The organism is Nitrospina sp. 32_T5, assembly GCF_052156635.1.
Lineage (GTDB): Bacteria > Nitrospinota > Nitrospinia > Nitrospinales > Nitrospinaceae > Nitrospina.
Window position 1 is genome coordinate 647,968 of sequence record NZ_JBQKUO010000003.1, and the last position, 19,116, is coordinate 667,083.

Here is a 19,116-nt window from a genome sequence, read left to right on the forward strand (position 1 = left end):
CAAGGGAGGGCGCGCAGCGGGATCAGGAAGCCTGCGCTTTTTCTTCCTTCGGTTCACTGCCGGAACCGGCGAGTTTCTTGAACCATTTGGACTCGCGCATCGGCTCCAGGAAGGGGTCCTTGGTGAGCATGAGCGACGACGGCAGGACGCCGTTGGCCTTGCACTTCTCCAGCCATTCGCGGCACCCCGACTCGTTGTTGAGTTGCGCCATGAGCCGTGCCATGTTGTAGGTGGCCGAACCCGGTTGCAGGTCTTCGGCCCGCTGCAGGTGACCCTTGGCCTCCGCCAGCAGAGGATGCGCATTGATGCCGCGTTTGTTCCGCGCCTGTTCCATCAGGATGGCGGCCATGACGTTGCGCGCCGGGGCGGACTGGTCATGATCTTCCAGCACCGTCTGTACGTGGTTGAGTCCTTCTTCCAGCGCGTCCGCGGCCTTGTCCGCATTCATGGTCCGTGTCTTGTTCAGCAGGCAGTTCGCCAGGCCCACCAGCGCGTCCGGATGGTTCGGTTGCTGTTCGAGAGCGGCCTTCAGTTTCTCCTCCGCCTCCTCGAACACCCACGCATCCGGATCGACGCGATTGAGCCCCATTTCCAGCAGGGCCTGCCCCCAGATCAGGGTTCCCTGAAAATGACCGGGCTTGAGTTCCAACGCGGTCTTGCATTTTTCCATGGCGTCACGCAGGTCGCCTTCGGCATCCGCTGCATTCTTGAGCCGTCCCTTGTGCAGGAACACCGTTCCCACCTGTGCCAGCGCGTCGGCGTTTTTCGGTTGCAGTTTGAGCACCGCTTCAAAGAACTCGATGGCGCGGTTATACAGCTTGCCCGCATCCGGACCTTTTGCGTGTTGCGCCAGCTCGACGTGGATGCGTCCCAGGCGCAGGTACGCGTCGACGTTTTGCGGATTCAGCTTGACCGCGGTCTGGAATTTTTCCGAAGCGAGCTGATAGAGTTTGGCCGAGTCGTTGCCGTCCTTGCGCTGGGCCATGTAAAACAGCGCCAACCCCCAGCGAAAATGCACGCGGGGCAGATCGGGCTTCAGCCGCGCCGTGGTCTTGTATTGATCCAGCGCCAGTTCGAAAAAGTCGTTGGCCTTGATGTCGTTTCGTGCCGACGCCCGCTCGAACAGCGCGTCCGCCCAGCCGAAGTGGGCTTCCGGCATCTCCGGTTTCACCTGGCAGGCGTACTGGAATTTCTCGCAGGCCAACGCCAGCATGCGGTCGGCTTCCTCCCCTTTCTTCGAGCGGGAGAACACCAGCAGGGAATGGCCCATTGGCAACAACGCATCCAGCCGGTTGGGCTGGTACTTGAGGCCGATTTTCAGTTTTTCCGCAGCCTGCCCATAGAGACGCAACGCCTCCGCACCCTTTTTCTTTCGCGCCTGGGCGTAAAGCGCCAGGCCGCAACCGAAAGCCGCTTCCACATTTTCCGGATCCAGTTCAAGCAGGGTCTGGTACTGATCAATGGCTTCGCCGAAAAACTGGTCCGCTTCTCCATTGCCCGATTGCGCGGCCAGGTCCACCAGCGCATTGCCAAGTTGCAGGCGCGCCGGCAGAAAATCCGGATTGAGGTCGAGGGTCTGCTTGAACTTGTCCGCCGCCTGGCCAAGCAGGGATTTGGATTCCTCTCCCGGGACCTGATGCCCCTGCTGGGCAAGCAGTTTGCCCAGTTTGAACACGATCTCCGATCCATCCGGTTGCAGGTTCAGGGCCTGCTCGTAGTTTTCGCGGGCCTTTTCGCGCATGGCCGCGGCGCTTTCATCCCCACCCTGCGCCTTGTAATACGCATCGTCGCCTTCCTTGAGGTAGGCCCAGATAAGGAGGTCCCCCAACTGCGGATTCGGTGTTCTGTCGTACTGCGCCCGTTGCGCAATGATTTCCTGTGCGGCCCCCTTGACGAGTCCCGCCTGCGCCGCCTGCAGGGCGCTCAACAGGGCAGGCTCGTTGAGCACGTCCATGTCCAGCTCGCCTTCCACCAGGTCGCCCCATTCCCCGCCCTCGTAATCCTTGATCGCCAGCTTGATCTGCTGCAGGGCGATGTCCACCACGTGCATCTCCTCCACCATGCCCGGCGCCGGAAAATAGGCGATCTTGCGCAGGACGTCACCCAGGTGGCTGAACGGGAAGGCGATCAACTCCGGCACTTCCACCTGCAACTCCTGCATCATGAGAATCAGAAACGCATCCGCATCCTTGGCATTGGTGTATTCCACTTCCTTGCCCTTGGTGAGGATTTTTTCGTGAACGGAACGGGAGGGCGAAATGTTTTTGGGAAGCACCCACAGGAGGCCGTTTTTGAACTGCTCCACTTTCGTGAGTTGCTGGAAGACGGGATCGTCGTCCCGGTCGTCGTAGCCCACGACAAACCACGGGCCGAACTCGTTGGCGGCGGCATAAACGGGAGCGAGGTCGCCGGGGGTCCCTCCGGGAATTTGCCCGTTCAGATGAAAAATGGCCGTGCCCGCCACTTTCGCCGGGTCCAGAGCCGTTGTGGCGGAGCAGTCGTACACCGCAGGGAACACGTTCACCAGGGAACAGGCGCGCTGCAAAAGGGGAAGCGGAGTAGTGGTGAGGACACGCCGGATGTAACCGTCCCGCATCAAAAGGGCAATGCAGATGTATGCCCAGTTGATGCTGGCCTGCTCCAGCATGGCACTGCGCAGGCTCATTTTCTGGCTGGGCGAAAGCCGGGCGAGGCATTCGTCCGGGCTTTTACCTTCTCCCTGCGCGGCATCGGGAAACCGTTCCTGAATCAGTTTCACCACCGCATCGCCTCTGGGAATGCCGGACCGGAAGGTACAACCTTCACCGATGAGCAGGGTGCCGCCGCGCTCGTCGCCTTCGCCCGCTTTGAGCTGCGGGACGTATTCCTTGATGGCCTGGTAAAGGTTCATGTGATCCGAAACGAACGTTTATTTCAATTGCAATTCCTGGCCCTGAGTCCGGCTTTGCGGTTTAAACCGGCTGTAAGCCACGTACCCCGCAAACACCACCGAACCGATTGCGGTGACAACGATGAAAATTTCCAGCAGGTTGACCACCGCCATGGCGAACAGAAAATATATGAAGTCGCGGTTGGCGATCTGGTCCACCAGGCTTTCCGCCTCTTCCACCGGCGCGTCCGACGACCCGGTGGTGCGCTGACTGAAAATGTCCGACTGCAACAATAGAAAGCAGGTCAGCGACCCCGCCACAGCGACCACGCCCATGTAACTGTAAGCCGCATTGCCCGTCATCCGGTACAACCCCAGGCCGATGCCCAGAAACACCGCGAAGTGAACCACGTTGTCCGCGACGATGTCCAGCATACCGCCAAAGGGCGATTGCTGAAAACGCAACCGCGCGATCTCTCCATCCGTGCTGTCCAGCCACGCCGACAGCATCAACAACACGGCGCCGGTCAACTGGTTGCCGTATCCGCCGAGATAAAAATACCAGCCGGAGATCAGGCCCAGCACCAGATGCGCCCAGGTGATCTGGTTCGGCGTCACCGGTGTCCGGATGAACAGCCGGGTCAGGTGGCGCGACATGTGCCGCGTGACCAGACGGTCCATCGGGCTGTCATTGCTCATGCCGCCCAGCTTCAACAGTTGTTCGTGCAGGCGGTGGAAATCGTCTTTTGTCTGTACCCAGCGGTTGTGGTCCCCCGCCACCAGCCGCACGGTATCAAGATTCTGGGGTCCCGGCACGCGGCCGATCTTCCTCGTCTCCGCCAGGCTGAATTCGTTCAGGCACGCCGCCAGCGCCTCCGGGGCGGTGTCCTTCGGGACTTCATACACCTGGGTGCGGGCCAGCAGATCGGTGTCGCTGGGCTCCTTCAACACTCCGGCCAGGTCCGTATGCCAGTGCAGCGCGGAACCGTTCACCACCAGCCGACAGGCATTCTCGTTCAAGCGGGCGGCCAGCCGCGCAGGATCCGATTCCCACTCAACCGGAATCCGCAGGCGGGAGTCTTCCGTGAGCGGGATCATGCGCCCCTTCTGACCTCCCAGAAGGCCGCGGTGGTACACCGTCACCGATTGCACTCCGGCTTTCTGCAAGTGCAACAGATTCAACAGCAAAAATGGCACACCGACGATTTTGCGCGCATACCAGCCGGAAAGCTCAGCCGTATCGGGAGGGTCGGTTAAAAACAAAACCGCTGTATTATCAAGCTCCTGAGAACCCGTATCGGGGGATTCCTTGGTTGAAAATTCCACGCAGCCCAGAACCATCCAAATGGTCGTTTCAGTCGAAAAATCGCCGGGAAAACTGGTTCAAGCATAGCAAGAAGTATAGAAATTTCAAGAGGGTAACGCATAATTGCCCTATTTTTTGAGATCAAGGGCCTCCTCCGGAATCAATTCCGGTGGCGCAATGAAAGCAAGGGGCTTTCCCGCCATCCGGCCTGAAGCTTGTCTCAATTTTGGAAAAGTTAGGAGTTCCTAAAAAGTTCAAAAGCCCAAAATCAAGATGGGCCGCCGGATTGCACAGGCATTGACCTTGGGACCGGAACGGGTTCCAATAGCGTTTCATTCCGTTACTCTTACTTAAATGAGGAGAGTTATGGAGGCGATTTACGGAAGTCTGTCGGCACTCAATTTCGTTCCCTTTGGAGCGGAGTTGTGCCTGTTCGTCCTGCTCACCATTCCCGGTGTCCTGCTGATTCCCGGGGATCGCAGGTCGCCGGAAACCATCACCCGTGTCACGTTGTGGATGTTGAGCGCGGCGGTGCTGGGGGTGGGGCTGGTGAAAGCGGGATTGCAGATGGCGTTCGGCGAGGGCCTGCCTTTGTGGTTGCTCGTGACGAACACGGGGATCGCGGTGGTGGTGCTGGCGTTCAGTTTTTTCCGCACAGCGCTGCAGGTGTTCCTCGCTTTGTGTGTGGCGTTCGTCCTGCACCTGGTTGCCGTGTCCCTGTTCACCCACGTCACCGTCACCCGCACCCTTGCGGCAACGTACAAGTCAACGCCCTCTGCCGCCGGTCCGGGTGCGGAATACGGACGCCACTACGTCGAACTGCATCTGAAAGACGCGCCGGGTTATTTTTTCTACATGTATTCGGAGCCGCTCACCCGTCACCTCGCGCATTCGGGTAAAATGGAAGTGCCGCTGGAAGTGCAACTGCGCTACCACTGGGGCCTGCTGGCGGGACATTCGTTGCAAACGGTGGACGGCCGCGAATGGAAAACCGAAGGGCAGGGCGGGTTCGGCGTGCACGGGACCGCGCCCACGCCTTACCCGTTCGATACGGAATACTATGGACTCGGCGATTGATTCTTCATTCACCGGATCGGGGGACGGCATGACGGAACTGGTCACCATTGCCCGCTACTCGATGCCCTACGAGGCGCACCTGGCGAAAGCGCGGCTGGAGGCGGAGGGCATTCCCGTGTTCATCGCCGACGAACACCTGCTCAGCATCAACTGGCTGTACACGCCGGCGGTGGGCGGCATCAAGGTGCAGGTGCCGGAAGACTGGGTGGACGCGGCGAAGGACATCCTCACCACCGACCACCAGGACGAGATCGCGGAGATCGATACCGAACCGCCGCTCACCTGCCCCCGTTGCGGCGGGACCCATGCGACCATGGTGCTGGGTGACCCGCTGATGCTCCTTTTAACGTTCGCCCTTCTGGGCGCACCGCTGTTTTTCCTCCGCGAAACCATGAAATGCCACACCTGCCGCGCGACCTTCAAACGGCCAAAGAACCAAGCGAAGGAAGAATCATGATGCCCCCTCATCCTAGCCTTCTCCCGCGAGGGGAGAAGGAATTTAAAGACTCCCTCTCCCTTGCCGGGAGAGGGCTGGGGTGAGGGTGGCTTCCTCTGAATTTTTATGACTTTTGAAAAACTCTACCTGCACAGGTGAAGCATGTTTCCCTAACTAATCCCTAATTCTGAATAGAGCATCGCTACAATCTCATCAAAAGCCGGATCATGGTTTGAAACACACCATCCCAATAATTTCTGTACATCTTTTGGTTTATTCAAAACAGGATACCGACCTCTTTCATTGAATTGAGAAAGTACCGATAAGACTCTTTTTTGAACATCATTTAAGTTGTCGTATAAGCTTACTCCCTGAGCCACCTTTTCTAAATTATGTCCTTTATATCCATCAATTCCTTTGAACGATCCATTGTCATACAATTCATTACCCTGAGTTAACCAAATAGCTTTGTAAAGACATTCCAAAGCAAATGCGCGAAGCATCAAATGAGACATAAATGTGCTTGAGAATATCTCAAAATTTTTATTACTTTCAGGACCTTTCAGGTTTGATACCGCATCATCAAATGCATCTTTTAATATTCCGGCCGAAATCAGAAGATTTTTGGCAATATTTATCCAAGCGTTTGGGAAATTTCCTATTTTTTCGTATTCCTTCATTTTTTTACCAGCCATAAGGTAAAACTTTCTTTTGGTAATTTTATGTCGTGTACTCGGCGTTGATGCGGACGTAGTCGTAGGACAGGTCGCAGGTGTAGGTTTCGGCGGAGGCTTTGCCCATGCCGAGGCCGATGTCGATCCTCAGGTCCTTCGCCTTCATCTGTTTGTGCAGCGCGGTCACGGACAGCCCCGCCACCGGCGCGCCGTTTTTCACCAGCGGCGTGCCGTTGAACGCGATGTCGATCTTCTCCGGTTTCACCCGCACGCCCGCGTAGCCGACGGCGGCGATGATGCGGCCCCAGTTCGGGTCCTCGCCGAACAGTGCCGTCTGCACCAGCTTGGAATCGGCCACGGCACGGCTCACGGTGAGCGCGTCTTTCTCCGTCTTCGCCCCTTTCACCGACACGGTCACGAACTTGGTCGCCCCTTCGCCGTCTTTCACGATGGCGAACGCCAGCGACTTGCACACTGCGGTCAACGCCTCGACAAAATCCCGAAACGCTTTCGTGCCTTTTTTGACCGGGGCGTTTCCCGCCTGCCCGTTCGCCAGGACCAGCACCATGTCGTTGGTGCTGGTGTCGCCATCGACGTTGATGCGGTTGAAGGTGTGTTCGTTCGCGATCTTGAGTGCGGCCTTGAGGTCGGCTTTGCCGATCCTCGCATCGGTGGCCACAAACGCCAGCATGGTCGCCATGTTCGGATGGATCATGCCCGATCCCTTGGCGATTCCGCCGACGGTGATGCCGTTGGACTCCACACAGGCGGTCTTGATGACGAGGTCGGTGGTGAGGATCGCCTGCGCCGCATCATTCCAGCCTTTCGGTGAAAGTTGCGTGGCCAGTTGCGGCAGGCCTTTCTTCAGCGGAGCCAGCGGCAGTTTCACTCCGATCACACCGGTGGAGGCGACCAGCACTTCCTTATCCTCGACACCCAGTTGCTTTGCGGTGAGCGCCACCATGTCGCGGCAGGTTTGGTCACCGTCCGTTCCGGTGCAGGCGTTGGCGTTGCCGCTGTTGGCGACGATGGCGCGCACGCTTTTGGCGCTTTGGATGTGTTGTTGCGTCACCGTGACCGTGGGGCTGACCACGCGGTTGGTGGTGAACAGTCCGGCGGCGGTGGCGGGAGTGTCGGAGACGATCAGCGCGAGATCCGGCCTGCCGTTTTTCTTGATGCCGCAGGCCACGCCTCCGGCTTGAAAGCCCGGCACCGACAGAGTTTTTTTCGTTTTCAGTTTCATGTGTGTATCCAGGCAAAAGGACTGATTCGCAATATTTGGAAAAGAAAAACATGGATTCTTCGTCGCCGCCGGCTCCTCTGCATGACAGCGGGCGTGGCCCGCGGCAAACGAACGAGAGCCCATGGTTCGCCCACCGGACATCACCCTGTTGACTCCCGGCTCAGCCGGGTCATTCTGAGCGAAGCGAAGAAACTATGTGTCACTTCCAGGAGTCCCTGCCAGGCACCCCTTGCCAGGTGAAGGACTGCGAAAAGTTTTCCAATAAGATCTTTATGGAAACAGGGGCGGTGTGTCGAGCCCCACGGTTTCTTCGAGGCCCAGCATCAGGTTCATGTTCTGCACCGCCTGGCTGGATGCGCCTTTCATCAGGTTGTCGATGGCGCTGGTGATGATGGCGCGACGGTTCCGCGTGTCCACCTGCACGCCGATGTCGCAGAAGTTGGACCCGGCGACAAAATGCGTGTTGGCAAAACGGCCCGGAGGCAGAACACGCACGAAGGGTTCCTTCTCGTAGAACGCTTCGTAATGCTCATGCAGACGGTCGCGGTCGATCTCCTGTTTCAGGTTCACGTACACCGTGGACAGCAGGCCGCGCGTCATGGGCATGAGGTGCGGCGAGAACGTGATGGTGACGTCCCGCGCGGCGAGGCGGCTGATCTCCTGCTCGATCTCCGGAGCGTGGCGGTGCTCGGCGAGTCCGTAGGCGGAGACGCCTTCATTCGCTTCGCAGAACTGGGTGGTCTGGCTCAACTTGCGCCCGGCGCCGGAGACGCCGGACTTGCAGTCGGCGACGATGGAATCCGCATCGCCCCATCCGGTCTGGATCAACGGCGCGGCGGCGAGGATGACGCCCGTCGGGTAACAGCCGGGGTTGGCGACGAGCCGCGCGGAGCCGATGGAAGACCGGTGCAACTCGGGCAGGCCGTACACCGATTCTTTCAGCAGTTCGGGATTCTGGTGTTCCGTTTTGTACCATTCGCCGTACACCTGGCTGTCGTGCAGGCGGTAGTCGGCGCTCAAGTCCACAATGCGGCACCCGCCCTGCAACAATTCCGGCACGTGCGCCATCGACGCGGTGTGCGGCAGGGCGAGGAATAGGATGTCGCAGTCCCTGCCGATCGAGGCATCCAGCGGCACCAGCGTGTGGTCGAGGTAACCGCTGAGCGAGGGCGCAACTTCGGCGATGTTCCTGCCGACGTGGGATTCGGCGGTCAGGGATACGATGCGCACACTGGGGTGACGCACCAGCAGGCGAAGCAGTTCGATGCCGGTGTACCCCGTGGCCCCTGCGATGCTGACTCGGTTCATAACGGGATCACAAAAAAAATGGAAGGTTCGGGGACCGAACCTTCCACATGATAATTCAGGAAACGTGCGGAAAGAAAGTCCGCAAAAGAGTTTTTAGCGCTTGGAGAACTGAAAACGTTTGCGGGCGCCACGACGGCCGTATTTTTTACGCTCAACCTCGCGGGGGTCGCGGGTGAGGAAGCCGGCTTTTTTGAGAGGGAGGCGCAGTTCGGGATCGGATCCCAGGAGCGCTTTCGAAACCGCGAGCCGCAGGGCACCGGCCTGGCCGGACAAACCGCCGCCCAGTACCGTCGCCCGGATGTCGAAGTTGCCGAGCGTCTCGGTGAGAACCAGCGGCTGGCGCACGATCATCTCCGCCGTCGGCCGACCGAAGTAGGCGTCGAGATTCTTGTTGTTGACCGTGATCTGGCCTTCACCCGGAGTGATCCACACTTTGGCGATGGATTCTTTTCGCCGTCCGGTTGCGTAATATCGATCTTCCATTCAAAAAACTCCCAATCGCTCTAAAGCGTCACCGCTTCCGGTTTCTGGCCTTCATGCGGATGATTGTCGTTGTCGTAAATCCGGTAATTGTTTTTCAGGGTCCGTCCCAGCCGGTTCTTCGGAAGCATGCCGTTGATGGCGTTCTTCAACAATTCCTTCGGCTGTTTCTCCATCACCTGCCGTGCCGTTGCCGACTTGATGCCGCCGGGCCAACCGGTGTGATGGTAATAAATCTTGTCTTCCCATTTGCGGCCGGTGAGTTTCACCTTGGCGGCGTTGATGACGATGACGTTGTCGCCGGTGTCCACATGGGGGGTGAAAATGGGTTTGGTTTTACCCCGGACGATGGCCGCCACTTTGCTGGCCACGCGGCCGAGCGGCTGGTCCGCGGCATCCACCACGACCCACTTTTTTTCCACATCGCTTTGTTTCGCGGAAAACGTTTTCATTTCAATAACCTGGAGATTTCTTCTGGATATGTAAACGGGTTATACTAGATAACTCCGGTCCCGGTGTCAACAGGAAAGCGAAAGGTTTTGAAAAATAATCGCTTCCGGGCCCGATCCGGGCTTCCCTTTGGAAACGGTTTGCGGTATTTTAGCGTTTCCTTAAGACTGGCTGAAATCGGCGTTGCCGGTGGAGAACCCCAAGTTTACCATTTTTTCGCGATCATGCAGAATTCAAATCTAAAAAATTTGCAAAACGACCCCACAAATCCAGAAGCCCCTGCGCAGGTTGAAAACGACCGCGCCCGGCTGGACACGGCCATTTCCCGCTCGTGCGAACACCATTTCTCCACGCAGTATCCGGAAGGGTACTGGGTCGAGGAGCTGGAGTCAAACGTCACCATCACCGCCGAATACGTGTTCCTGATGCACTTCCTCGGCCTGGACCAGCCGGAGAGAAAAGAACGCATCAAAAACTACCTGCTGGCGCAACAGCAGGAGCACGGCGGCTGGACGCTGTACTACGGCGGACCGCCGGACATCGGCACCACGGTGGAAGCGTACACCGCGCTCAAGATGTGCGGCCTTCCTCTGGATGCGCCCGAAATGGCGAAAGCGCGGCAGTGCATTTTCGGTCTGGGCGGGGTGCGCAAGGCACGGGTCTTCACCAAAATCTTCCTCGCCATGCTGGGGCAGATCGACTGGAAATGGACCCCCGCCACGCCGGTGGAAGCAGTCCTGTTGCCGACGTGGTTTTACTTCAACATCTACGAGATGTCGAGCTGGTCGCGCGGCACGGTGGTGCCGCTTTCCGTCGTGTGCTCGCTGAAACCGGTGTGGCCCCTGCCGACGGAACAATCCGTCCCGGAAATCTTCACCGGGGCCGACCGCGACATGGGCGTGAAGAACCGCAACCCGGGGCTCAACTGGTCTTCGGCGTTCATGCTGGCCGACCGCGTGCTGAAACTGCTGGGCAAATCCTCGTGGAAACCGTTCCGCAAAATCGCCATGCGCCGCGCCGAGAAATGGATCCTCAAACACCAGGAACCGGAAGGCGATTTCAGCGGCATCCAGCCTGCCATGTTCAACTCGGTCCTCGCGCTGAACCTGATGGGCTACCCGATGGACCACCCGGCGATCGTCAAAGGCATGGAAAGCATCGACCGCTTCTTCATCCGGCAGGGAGACCAAGAATGGATGCAGGCCTGCGTCTCGCCTTTGTGGGACACGGCGATCTCCTGCAACGCCTTGATGGACGCGGGCGTGCCGGGGGACGATCCGCGCATCGTGAAGGCGGTGGAATGGATGGTGAAAAAGCAGGTGACGCGCGGCGGCGACTGGCAGATCAAGAATCCGCACACACCCCCGGGCGGCTGGGCGTTCGAGTTTTACAACGAAGCCTACCCGGACACCGACGACACCGCCGAGATTCTGATGTCGATTCACCGCACCGCCATCTCCGACACCGAGTGGAAAGAACGCGAGTTCCAGCGCGCGCTGACCTGGCTGATGAGCATGCAAAGCAGTAACGGCGGCTGGGGGGCGTTCGACCGCGACAACGATCACGAACTGTTCAATGAAATCCCGTTCGCGGACCACGGCGCCATGCTGGATCCACCCACGGTGGATGTGACCGGACGCATTTTGTGGATGCTCGGGCGCATCGGCCACGACCCCAAGGACCCGCGGGTGGAGCACGCGCTCACGTTCATCCGCGACAGCCAGGAGCGGGAAGGGTGCTGGTTCGGCCGCTGGGGCGTGAACTACATCTACGGTACGTGGCTGGTTTTGATGGGGCTCAGTTCCATCGGCGAGGACATGCAGTCCTCGATGGTACGCAGGGCAGTGGACTGGTTGAATTCACGGCAGAACGGAGACGGCGGCTGGGGCGAGACCTGCTACAGCTACTCCGACTACGAGTATGCCGGCAAAGGCGACAGCACCAAGTCGCAGACCGCGTGGGCGCTGATGGCGCTGGTGGAAGCGGGAGAAGCGCAAAGCGAGGTGGTGCGCCGCGGTGTGGAGTACCTCATCACCACGCAACAGGATGACGGCTCGTGGTACGAGGACGAGTTCACCGGTACCGGATTCCCCGAACACTTCTATATCCGCTACCACATGTACCGGCAGTTTTTCCCGTTGATGGCGCTGGCGCGCTACCGCCATGTGCTCGATCACGGCACCGTACCTCAACGCCGGGCACCCGACGCAACCTGAAGTCTGGACCGAGTCCGGGACGACGGGCTACTGCTTTCAAGAGGGCCCGGGGGACGACCTGCTGCAATACAAAAAACCACCCTGTCTTTGAAGACAGGGTGGTTTTGTTTTCCCGGGCAAACGGGGAAGCCGCTCATCCGGGCTGGAATTCCATTACCGAGGGCGAGTCAGTAATGGCGCAGAAGTTCTACCGCAAACCGGGTCCGGTTCAATTGTTCGGTGGCCGAGGCGATGACCTCGCCGCTTGCAATGTCCACCATGGATACATGAACGTCGATATTGGCGCCGATGTCACGGACCTTGCCATTGATGATGGCCTGCGCTTTCAACTCGTGACCGATTCGCTGAATTTCTTCCCTGGTATAGCGCACGGAGGGTTTGAGTTCCAGACGCTCCAGCGTGGCCAGCACCTCCCCCTTCTGCGATACGCGGAAGAAGCGGCCGCGGGTGATGGCTTCCACCACGCGCGACGCCATGTACTCGCCTAAAATGGGCACGCGATTGTCGTCATCCACCAGGTCGAGCACCACCACTTTATTGATCTCGTATTCCTGCACTCCGTGGGTGAGGTCGGTCACCAGGTTTTCCGATTTCTTTTTGTAATACTCGGAATCGGTATCCGGCGTGAAGACCGTTTCCCAGAACTGCGAAGGCGCCATCTTCACCTCACACGCGGACAGAAACACCAGGATGAGGACCATGCAAATGGCCTTCACGTGGATGGCGATGAAATCAAATCCCCAGTTTTTGATCCGCAAAAAAGTTTTGTTTAAATGCTCGATGCCGTTCATGGTCGTGCACCCCTCTCCTATGTTTGCTTGCTTAAATGACATCCAGATCCGCGTGCAGGGACCCCGCCGCCTTGATCGCCTGAAGTATTGAAATCAGGTCGCGCGGCGTCACGCCGATGGCGTTCAGTCCGTTGACCACCTGACCGAGGTCAATGCCCTCGGGCACGACAATCAGGCGGTCCTCATCCTGCCCTACGGCAATCCGGGTTCTTGGGAGGATCACCGTTTGTCCCTCAGATAAGGGTTCCGGCTGTGAAACAACGGGTTCCTCCGTGACCTGGACAAACAGGTTTCCGTGGGCCACTGCCACTCTCGATATCTTTACATTGTCCCCCATGACCACCGTGCCGGTTCTTTCGTCTATGATCACTCTCGCGACGGAATCCGGTTGGACATCCAGTACCTCGATTTGTGTCACGAATTCGGCGACATTGTTCCTGTAAAATTGAGGCACTTTGATATGAATGGTTCGACCATCCAGGTTCGTCGCGAACTCGTCTTTCAATACGGAATTGATTTTTTTTGCAATACGGTCGCCGGTGGTGAAATCGGTTTGTTTGAGAGACAGGATGATGCTTTCCTTGGTATGGAACGTATTGGGCAGTTCTTTTTCCACCATCCCGCCACCGGTTATCCTGCCGACGTTCAGATGATTCGCCTGCACTCCCTGCCCCTGACCCTGAACGGCAAAGCCGCCAATGGATACCGGGCCCTGCGCCACGGCGTAAGTGACGGAGTCCGGACCTTTCAAGGGAGTCATGAGCAAGGTCCCACCCTGAAGACTGCTCGAGTCACCAAGCGAGGAGACAGTCACGTCGATGCGGTCACCCTGATGTGCGAAGGGCGGCAGTTCGGCGGTCACCATGACGGTGGCGGCATTTTTGAACTGCAACTGGTTGACGCGGTCCTGTGGAACCGTCACCCCCAGCTTCTGCAGCATGTTGACCATCGTCTGGATTGAGAAGAACACGTTGGTGGCGCGGTCACCGGTGTTTGCCAAACCGATCACCAGCCCGAACCCGATCAATTGGTTGGCGCGCACTCCGTTCACATTCGCCAGTTCCTTGATGCGGATGGCGCTGGCGTTTTCCGTCAGCATCAAAAAGCACAAGAGAAACGCAAATACCTGAACCCACCTCAACTTACGAAACATCAATTTCTCTCCCATAAAATTTCCTTGTCTGCTCATCAGAACGGCCAGACGTATGCCAGGAACCGGGAAAGCCAGCCCGGATTCTGTTCTTCCGAGACCACACCTTTTCCTGAATAGGTGATAGACGCATTGGCAATGTTCTGCGACGAAATGGTGTTGTCGAATCCGATGTCCACACGGCGGATCAAACCTCCAAGAATCATGGTCTGGTCCTCGTCGTTCACCATCACTGTACGGCGTCCTTCGATTTTAAAAATTCCGTTGGGCAATACCTCGGTGATTATCGCCGCCATGGTGCCGGTCATGGTTCCCGCTCGAGTGGTGGTGCCCTCTCCATCATGCGACCGGCTGACGCTGGTGTTCAAATTCGGATTGAACGACTGGGTGCTCCCCAGAAAATTGGACACGCCCAGGTTTGTAGGCAGGCCCAGCACGCTCCCCGTTTCGATGTCTATGCTGGAATCGCGTGATGTGGCTGTCGTGGCTGAGTTTGTTGAAGTGAAATTTTCCTCCAACTCGATGGTCACCACATCACCGATCTGCTTTGCCTTGGTGTCCGCAAACAACAGGTTTTCAGATGTCTCCCCCGGCCAGAGGGAACCCTCCAAACGCTGATACGGGTCCTTCTTGACCTCAAAAATGGCATGCTTGAGGATCTCCTCAGCCGGGTCCGGTTTCTTTTCTTTCAACGCCGCACACCCACCCAGGCCCAATGCGGGAAGTGCCAGGGCCAGCAATAAGATTCGTCCAAATGTGGAAAACGTTTTCATATTCATTCAAAAATCCACTGTGACCGTTTTGGAATTCTTTACGGTTCCGTAAACGGTTTTCTGGGTTTGGAGGTTTTTCACCCTTACGATGGCATCCTGGAAACCGTTTTCCTCGACCAGTCCCGGAGCGGTGATTCGCAGAGGGCCTTTCTCGGCAACCAGTAAAATTCGATCCCCGCGTTTTACGACAGGCACCCGGCGAATCATATAATTGGAAATCATGTCTCCTGATCCGAGATTGCTCACCACTTCCTGGCCAATCACATCATCGACGTTTGTCATGACGTTATTCAAGATGGGATTGGCGGAAGCCACTTGAACCAGCTTCACATCCTCGCTGGAAATGACATCTCCCCTTCGCAAGTTTCTCGTCGCCTGAACCACATCGAACATAACCTCGACTTTGGCCAGCAGGGTGACGCGATGCTTAATCAAGTTATCGACACGGAAGGTGAGATTGAAGGGAATGGTTCCCGTCCTGTTTTTATGTCCCGGGAGGCGGAAATCAAAATCCACTTCGCCTTCGGGCAGGGTTACATCCCCTCCCTTGTAAAAAATATCCATCCTCATTCGATCGGGGGCCCACGTCAATTGACGTGTTAGAAACTGGCGGGCCATTTCCTGAATGGCTTTTGCCTCGATCACCTGGGTAGGGGCCGCCCAGGCCGGGAGGCTCCAAATTCCCATAAGGAAGACCAGCAGACCGGTTACCAGGAGCAGGTGGTTTTGGAATTTTTTTCTGAATTTGTTATTCATCGTAGCCCCCTATCAGCGTTTCAAATTGCTCGCAATCTGAAGCATCTCGTCTGCGGTTTGAACCGTCCGGGAGTTGACCTCGTAGGCTCGTTGCGCGGTGATCAGGTTCACCAGCTCCTCCACCACGCTCACATTGGACAATTCCAGAAAACCCTGCTTGATGGCGCCCCGGTTATCCAGGGCCGGCGTTCCGACGATGGGTGTTCCCGATGATCCGGTCTGTAAAAACAGGTTGTCGCCCAAAGCCTGAAGACCGGCCGGGTTCTGAAAAGTGGCGATCTGCAGGTTGCCGACAACCGAAGGCACCGGGGAATTGGGCTGGGTGACCGATACCACGCCGGAAGGGTCGATCGAGATGTTCAATGCGTTCTGCGGGATGGTGACGGCCGGTTGCAGGAGCAAGCCGTCCGACGTGACGATCTGTCCCGTCTGATTCAGTTTGAAAGTACCGGCACGAGTGTACGCGATGTTACCGGTGGGCGTCGTGATCTGGAAAAAACCATCGCCTTCGATGGCGATGTCCAGCGGGTTTTGAGTCTGGGCAAAATCCCCCTGCAAAAATATTTTTTGTACCGCGGCCGGTTTCACACCCAACCCCAGTTGGATACCCGTCGGTACCTGGTTACCCGTGTTTGAAAGGGTTCCCTGCAATTTCAACGTCTGGTAAAGCAGGTCCTGAAAATCCGCCCGGCTTCTTTTAAAGCCTGAAGTATTCACGTTGGCCAGGTTGTTGGAAATCACGCTCACATTCAAGTCCTGGGCATTCATGCCTGTGGCGGCGGTGTATAACGATCGCATCATGGTATTGTTCCTTTATCACTTGGGTTTCGGGACTCTACTTGGCCCACTCTATTCCCTTGTCTTTACGCCAGACGGGCTATGCTGTTTACCGATTGCTGATCGGCCTCATCTATGGATTGGATTATCCGCTGGTACGCCTCGAACGTTCGAACGGTTTGAATCATTTTGGTCATTTCTTCAACGGCGTTGACATTGCTGTTCTCTATAAACCCTTGCTGAATGTTCGGTGCCTCTACAGGAATAGGCAATTGATTCGGGTCACTCATGGAATAGAGGTTATCCCCTTCCTTTTTCAGGAGCGCCGGGTTGTCAAAACGGACTACTTTCAATTGCCCCAGGTTTTGCGTTTCCTGACTGGACCTGGCGGAGACGGTACCCACCTTGTCCACACTGATCACCGGATTATCAAGCGGCAACAAAATATTCGTTTCACCAACGCCCTGAAGGACATTGCCATCCTTATCCACCAGGCGCCTTTGTTCATCCACCTGGAAACTTCCCGTTCGCGTGTAGCGGGGACCCTCGGGCGTTTCAACCACGAAGAAACCCTCCTCCTGCATTGCAAGATCGAAAGGGTTGCCGGTGTTCACCAGAGTTCCCTGGCGAAAATCCGTGGTCTGGCCATCCACATCCACATAACTCACGCCCATGTTGGATAATCCCGTGGGCAAAAGGGTATTTCGATTTCCCTCCAGGCTTTTGGGTCCCTGGAAGGGAGGCTCGATCTCCTTGAAAACGAGGTCGTCCTTTTTAAATCCGGGCGTGTTCAGGTTCGCCATGTTGTTGCTGATGACTTCCAGCTTTCGATGTTGCTTCACCCCGGCTGAGGATGCTATATATAAACCTTCAAGCATTCTTGACTCCTTTTTATCCGATGCAGGGATTTGAGCAATATCGATGCCAAAGGGTAATTGTTTGTTTTATTGGTTCTAAAAAACTCATTAACCCTTTGGATGATTGAAGTTAGAACCCGGTCCCGTCGAGAAACAAGAAGGGAAAAATCGGATGGGAGCGTTGGGTTTTTGGCAGAATTTTCCGGTCAGCCCGGTTGCCCCGTCAAATTTGCCGGGTTTGGAATCCTGAAAACAACGAACAGAGTTTTTTAGTTCATTAAAGGAGGAGAAAACTCTTCATGGAACATATTAGCGTGGACAAACTGCACGATTTGTTGCCCAACATGGGGCCCGACGACTTGATTCTGGATGTGCGGACGGAAGAAGAATTCGAAGAAGCTCATATCAAAGGAGCTCGCAACCAAAACCACGAGGATGTGGAAGATATTGCCGATGAACTGAAAAAATACAAGAACGTGTACGTTCATTGCAAAATGGGGGGACGGGCGCAAAAGGCCGCGGAGACCCTGGAAGGCGCGGGTCTCACCAATATTATCTGTGTCAGCCAGGGTGGCATGCAGCGGTGGATGGATATGGGCTGGGAAGCGGAGTGAACTGAGGACGTTTATTTAAAACTTGTCTGCTGCCAATTTATTGGCTGATAAAAAAAACCGGGAATGGGGCGAACCCCATTCCCGGTTTGTATTTTTAGAATGCCCGTCAGTCAGTACTTCAGGGTATTCCAGGCCGTAATGGCTTTCTGGCCATTGCGTTCCTTGTTGGCACCGTTCCAGATGGCGATTGCCATCGGGATGCTGTTGCCAGTGAATTGAGCGTCATTGGCATCGTCGGTTTTCAAAGCGCGTTTGAAAACCACCGCCCAACGATCGTTCGACCAGTTGCCTTTACCATCCACGTCCTGGTTGGCCTGCGTGGTCAGCGTGCTGAAACCCTCGGCGTTGAGGTCTTCAACCGGAGACCGCCGCATGGTTGCGTCGGACAGGATGTTGTGGGTAGCCCGGCCCGGGTTGTAAACACCTTCATTTTTACCCATGCCAAAGTCCACAAAGGTGGAACGCTGAGCGATCTCACCAGCGCCGCCGGTGTGTACGCCACTTTTTCCGCGTTCGTCCTTGCTACCGGTCATATCCGGTTTCAAGGCACCTTTCAGCAACAGGTTTCCATCCGGCTCGTACATGTAGTAACCAGCGGAACCCATAGCCATATCAGAGTAGTAGTCCTCCAGGTCCTGCATGCCTTCGTTTCCGGCCCGTCCAGCGCCTTCTTTATCCCAGGTCGCTTTCCACTGCCAGATGTTGACACGCTCGCCATCCGCACCCATGGTGAAAGGAGGCTCACTGCCTGTCTTCACCGGGAACATCAGCGCGGCCTGGTCCTTGTAATGCTGGGACCGGACCATGATATCGTCGCGAACACCATCGCTCCACTGAAGGCGAACTGCGATTTCCTTGTCATTGCGTGCCGCTTTGACATTCACCCACTTCGTAGCCGGGTTCGGCCACATCGGGTTGGTGATCATCTGCGGGTCCATATCGACAACCACGTGCCGGCCCTTGGTCGGTCCGTAATTGGACCAGAAAGGATCGGTCGGATCTACCGGAATGGCCCGCTTGCCGACATTCAGGGCTTCGATGGTTGCCGCAGAAGACACCATCGCACCACCCAGAACGAATGCGGCAATCAATGCGAATACTACGCTTTTTTTCATTTTCACGGTTTTCCTCCTGTTAAGCAGTTTCCGGGTTTGAAAGCGCATCCCCTCCCGTTCCAAACCAGGTTCAAACCGCCTCCCGGAACAGGGCGCAGTGCCCTGTTCCGGAGCGGCAGATGATACCCGACTTAGAACGCACCAGGATGCTCTTCGGGCCGGACATAGAAAGGCTCTTCAACCGTGACACGGATGATCTCCTTACCCTTCCGGTTGAACCCGAT

Annotated in this window: 18 protein-coding genes; 4 read left to right on the forward strand and 14 right to left on the reverse strand. The window is 56.8% G+C overall.

Annotation, left to right across the window (positions count from 1 at the left end; translation table 11 throughout):
- Positions 1-22: 22 nt before the first annotated feature.
- Entirely contained in the window at positions 23-2,890 is a 2,868-nt protein-coding gene (locus ACTRW9_RS11210; RefSeq protein WP_442429411.1) for a tetratricopeptide repeat protein, read from the reverse strand.
- An 18-nt stretch (positions 2,891-2,908) separates the two neighbouring features.
- Positions 2,909-4,210, reverse strand: a complete 1,302-nt coding sequence (locus ACTRW9_RS11215; protein ID WP_442429412.1) for a CDP-alcohol phosphatidyltransferase family protein — start codon at positions 4,208-4,210, stop codon at positions 2,909-2,911.
- A gap of 331 nt (positions 4,211-4,541) precedes the next feature.
- Here ACTRW9_RS11215 and ACTRW9_RS11220 point away from each other — a divergent pair, with 331 nt between their 5' ends.
- The gene (locus ACTRW9_RS11220) at positions 4,542-5,252 is read left to right on the forward strand and encodes a hypothetical protein (RefSeq protein WP_442429413.1); all 711 of its coding nucleotides are present in this window, start codon (positions 4,542-4,544) and stop codon (positions 5,250-5,252) included.
- Positions 5,236-5,709: a putative signal transducing protein gene (locus tag ACTRW9_RS11225; RefSeq protein WP_442429414.1), complete on the forward strand. Its 474-nt coding sequence runs from the start codon at positions 5,236-5,238 to the stop codon at positions 5,707-5,709. Before ACTRW9_RS11220 ends, ACTRW9_RS11225 begins: the two co-directional genes overlap by 17 nt.
- A gap of 149 nt (positions 5,710-5,858) precedes the next feature.
- Here the strand turns inward: ACTRW9_RS11225 and ACTRW9_RS11230 are convergent, their stop codons facing one another.
- The 5 genes from ACTRW9_RS11230 to rplM all read right to left on the reverse strand — a co-directional run bounded on the left by ACTRW9_RS11230 (position 5,859) and on the right by rplM (position 9,845).
- Positions 5,859-6,383, reverse strand: a complete 525-nt coding sequence (locus ACTRW9_RS11230) for a hypothetical protein (protein WP_442429415.1) — start codon at positions 6,381-6,383, stop codon at positions 5,859-5,861.
- A gap of 25 nt (positions 6,384-6,408) precedes the next feature.
- A complete protein-coding gene (gene argJ / locus ACTRW9_RS11235; protein ID WP_442429416.1) occupies positions 6,409-7,605 on the reverse strand; it encodes a bifunctional glutamate N-acetyltransferase/amino-acid acetyltransferase ArgJ in 1,197 nt (398 codons plus the stop codon).
- A gap of 270 nt (positions 7,606-7,875) precedes the next feature.
- Positions 7,876-8,913: an N-acetyl-gamma-glutamyl-phosphate reductase gene (gene argC, locus ACTRW9_RS11240; RefSeq protein ID WP_442429417.1), complete on the reverse strand. Its 1,038-nt coding sequence runs from the start codon at positions 8,911-8,913 to the stop codon at positions 7,876-7,878.
- Between the two features lie 93 nt (positions 8,914-9,006).
- A complete protein-coding gene (rpsI, locus tag ACTRW9_RS11245) occupies positions 9,007-9,396 on the reverse strand; it encodes a 30S ribosomal protein S9 (RefSeq protein WP_005006763.1) in 390 nt (129 codons plus the stop codon).
- A 20-nt stretch (positions 9,397-9,416) separates the two neighbouring features.
- The gene (gene rplM / locus ACTRW9_RS11250; protein WP_442426326.1) at positions 9,417-9,845 is read right to left on the reverse strand and encodes a 50S ribosomal protein L13; all 429 of its coding nucleotides are present in this window, start codon (positions 9,843-9,845) and stop codon (positions 9,417-9,419) included.
- Between the two features lie 246 nt (positions 9,846-10,091).
- On the opposite strand from rplM, the gene shc reads away from it, so the two are divergent.
- On the forward strand, positions 10,092-12,059 hold the full coding sequence (gene shc, locus ACTRW9_RS11255) for a squalene--hopene cyclase (protein WP_442429418.1): 1,968 nt from the start codon (positions 10,092-10,094) through the stop codon (positions 12,057-12,059).
- A 167-nt stretch (positions 12,060-12,226) separates the two neighbouring features.
- On the opposite strand, the gene ACTRW9_RS11260 is transcribed toward shc, so the two are convergent.
- From ACTRW9_RS11260 to flgF, 6 genes are all read right to left on the reverse strand, one after another.
- Complete coding sequence (locus tag ACTRW9_RS11260) at positions 12,227-12,850, reverse strand: hypothetical protein (RefSeq protein WP_442426328.1); 624 nt, start codon at positions 12,848-12,850, stop codon at positions 12,227-12,229.
- A gap of 31 nt (positions 12,851-12,881) precedes the next feature.
- Positions 12,882-14,003, reverse strand: coding sequence for a flagellar basal body P-ring protein FlgI (locus ACTRW9_RS11265; protein WP_442429419.1), 1,122 nt, complete (start codon positions 14,001-14,003; stop codon positions 12,882-12,884).
- A gap of 35 nt (positions 14,004-14,038) precedes the next feature.
- On the reverse strand, positions 14,039-14,773 hold the full coding sequence (locus ACTRW9_RS11270; RefSeq protein WP_442429420.1) for a flagellar basal body L-ring protein FlgH: 735 nt from the start codon (positions 14,771-14,773) through the stop codon (positions 14,039-14,041).
- 6 nt (positions 14,774-14,779) lie between these two features.
- On the reverse strand, positions 14,780-15,391 hold the full coding sequence (gene flgA / locus ACTRW9_RS11275) for a flagellar basal body P-ring formation chaperone FlgA (protein ID WP_442429421.1): 612 nt from the start codon (positions 15,389-15,391) through the stop codon (positions 14,780-14,782).
- A gap of 150 nt (positions 15,392-15,541) precedes the next feature.
- On the reverse strand, positions 15,542-16,330 hold the full coding sequence (flgG, locus tag ACTRW9_RS11280) for a flagellar basal-body rod protein FlgG (protein WP_005006775.1): 789 nt from the start codon (positions 16,328-16,330) through the stop codon (positions 15,542-15,544).
- 62 nt (positions 16,331-16,392) lie between these two features.
- Positions 16,393-17,184: a flagellar basal-body rod protein FlgF gene (flgF, locus tag ACTRW9_RS11285; protein WP_442429422.1), complete on the reverse strand. Its 792-nt coding sequence runs from the start codon at positions 17,182-17,184 to the stop codon at positions 16,393-16,395.
- Between the two features lie 278 nt (positions 17,185-17,462).
- Between flgF and ACTRW9_RS11290 the strand changes: the two genes are divergently transcribed.
- A complete protein-coding gene (locus tag ACTRW9_RS11290) occupies positions 17,463-17,777 on the forward strand; it encodes a rhodanese-like domain-containing protein (RefSeq protein WP_005006779.1) in 315 nt (104 codons plus the stop codon).
- Positions 17,778-17,887: 110 nt separating this feature from the next.
- On the opposite strand, the gene ACTRW9_RS11295 is transcribed toward ACTRW9_RS11290, so the two are convergent.
- Entirely contained in the window at positions 17,888-18,892 is a 1,005-nt protein-coding gene (locus tag ACTRW9_RS11295; RefSeq protein ID WP_442429423.1) for an ethylbenzene dehydrogenase-related protein, read from the reverse strand.
- Positions 18,893-19,116: the final 224 nt, after the last annotated feature.

Excerpts from the sequence above, each read along its gene's own strand:
- ACTRW9_RS11265 (WP_442429419.1), bottom strand. The coding sequence starts at position 14,003 with ATGTTTCGTAAGTTGAGGTGGGTTCAGGTATTTGCGTTTCTCTTGTGC.
- ACTRW9_RS11260 (WP_442426328.1), bottom strand. The coding sequence starts at position 12,850 with ATGAACGGCATCGAGCATTTAAACAAAACTTTTTTGCGGATCAAAAAC.
- ACTRW9_RS11220 (WP_442429413.1), top strand. The coding sequence starts at position 4,542 with ATGGAGGCGATTTACGGAAGTCTGTCGGCACTCAATTTCGTTCCCTTT.
- ACTRW9_RS11215 (WP_442429412.1), bottom strand. The coding sequence starts at position 4,210 with ATGGTTCTGGGCTGCGTGGAATTTTCAACCAAGGAATCCCCCGATACG.
- ACTRW9_RS11225 (WP_442429414.1), top strand. The coding sequence starts at position 5,236 with ATGGACTCGGCGATTGATTCTTCATTCACCGGATCGGGGGACGGCATG.
- ACTRW9_RS11290 (WP_005006779.1), top strand. The coding sequence starts at position 17,463 with ATGGAACATATTAGCGTGGACAAACTGCACGATTTGTTGCCCAACATG.
- argC (WP_442429417.1), bottom strand. The coding sequence starts at position 8,913 with ATGAACCGAGTCAGCATCGCAGGGGCCACGGGGTACACCGGCATCGAA.
- flgA (WP_442429421.1), bottom strand. The coding sequence starts at position 15,391 with ATGGCCCGCCAGTTTCTAACACGTCAATTGACGTGGGCCCCCGATCGA.
- argJ (WP_442429416.1), bottom strand. The coding sequence starts at position 7,605 with ATGAAACTGAAAACGAAAAAAACTCTGTCGGTGCCGGGCTTTCAAGCC.
- rplM (WP_442426326.1), bottom strand. The coding sequence starts at position 9,845 with ATGAAAACGTTTTCCGCGAAACAAAGCGATGTGGAAAAAAAGTGGGTC.
- flgF (WP_442429422.1), bottom strand. The coding sequence starts at position 17,184 with ATGCTTGAAGGTTTATATATAGCATCCTCAGCCGGGGTGAAGCAACAT.
- flgG (WP_005006775.1), bottom strand. The coding sequence starts at position 16,330 with ATGATGCGATCGTTATACACCGCCGCCACAGGCATGAATGCCCAGGAC.
- ACTRW9_RS11210 (WP_442429411.1), bottom strand. The coding sequence starts at position 2,890 with ATGAACCTTTACCAGGCCATCAAGGAATACGTCCCGCAGCTCAAAGCG.
- ACTRW9_RS11270 (WP_442429420.1), bottom strand. The coding sequence starts at position 14,773 with ATGAAAACGTTTTCCACATTTGGACGAATCTTATTGCTGGCCCTGGCA.
- rpsI (WP_005006763.1), bottom strand. The coding sequence starts at position 9,396 with ATGGAAGATCGATATTACGCAACCGGACGGCGAAAAGAATCCATCGCC.
- ACTRW9_RS11295 (WP_442429423.1), bottom strand. The coding sequence starts at position 18,892 with ATGAAAAAAAGCGTAGTATTCGCATTGATTGCCGCATTCGTTCTGGGT.
- ACTRW9_RS11230 (WP_442429415.1), bottom strand. The coding sequence starts at position 6,383 with ATGGCTGGTAAAAAAATGAAGGAATACGAAAAAATAGGAAATTTCCCA.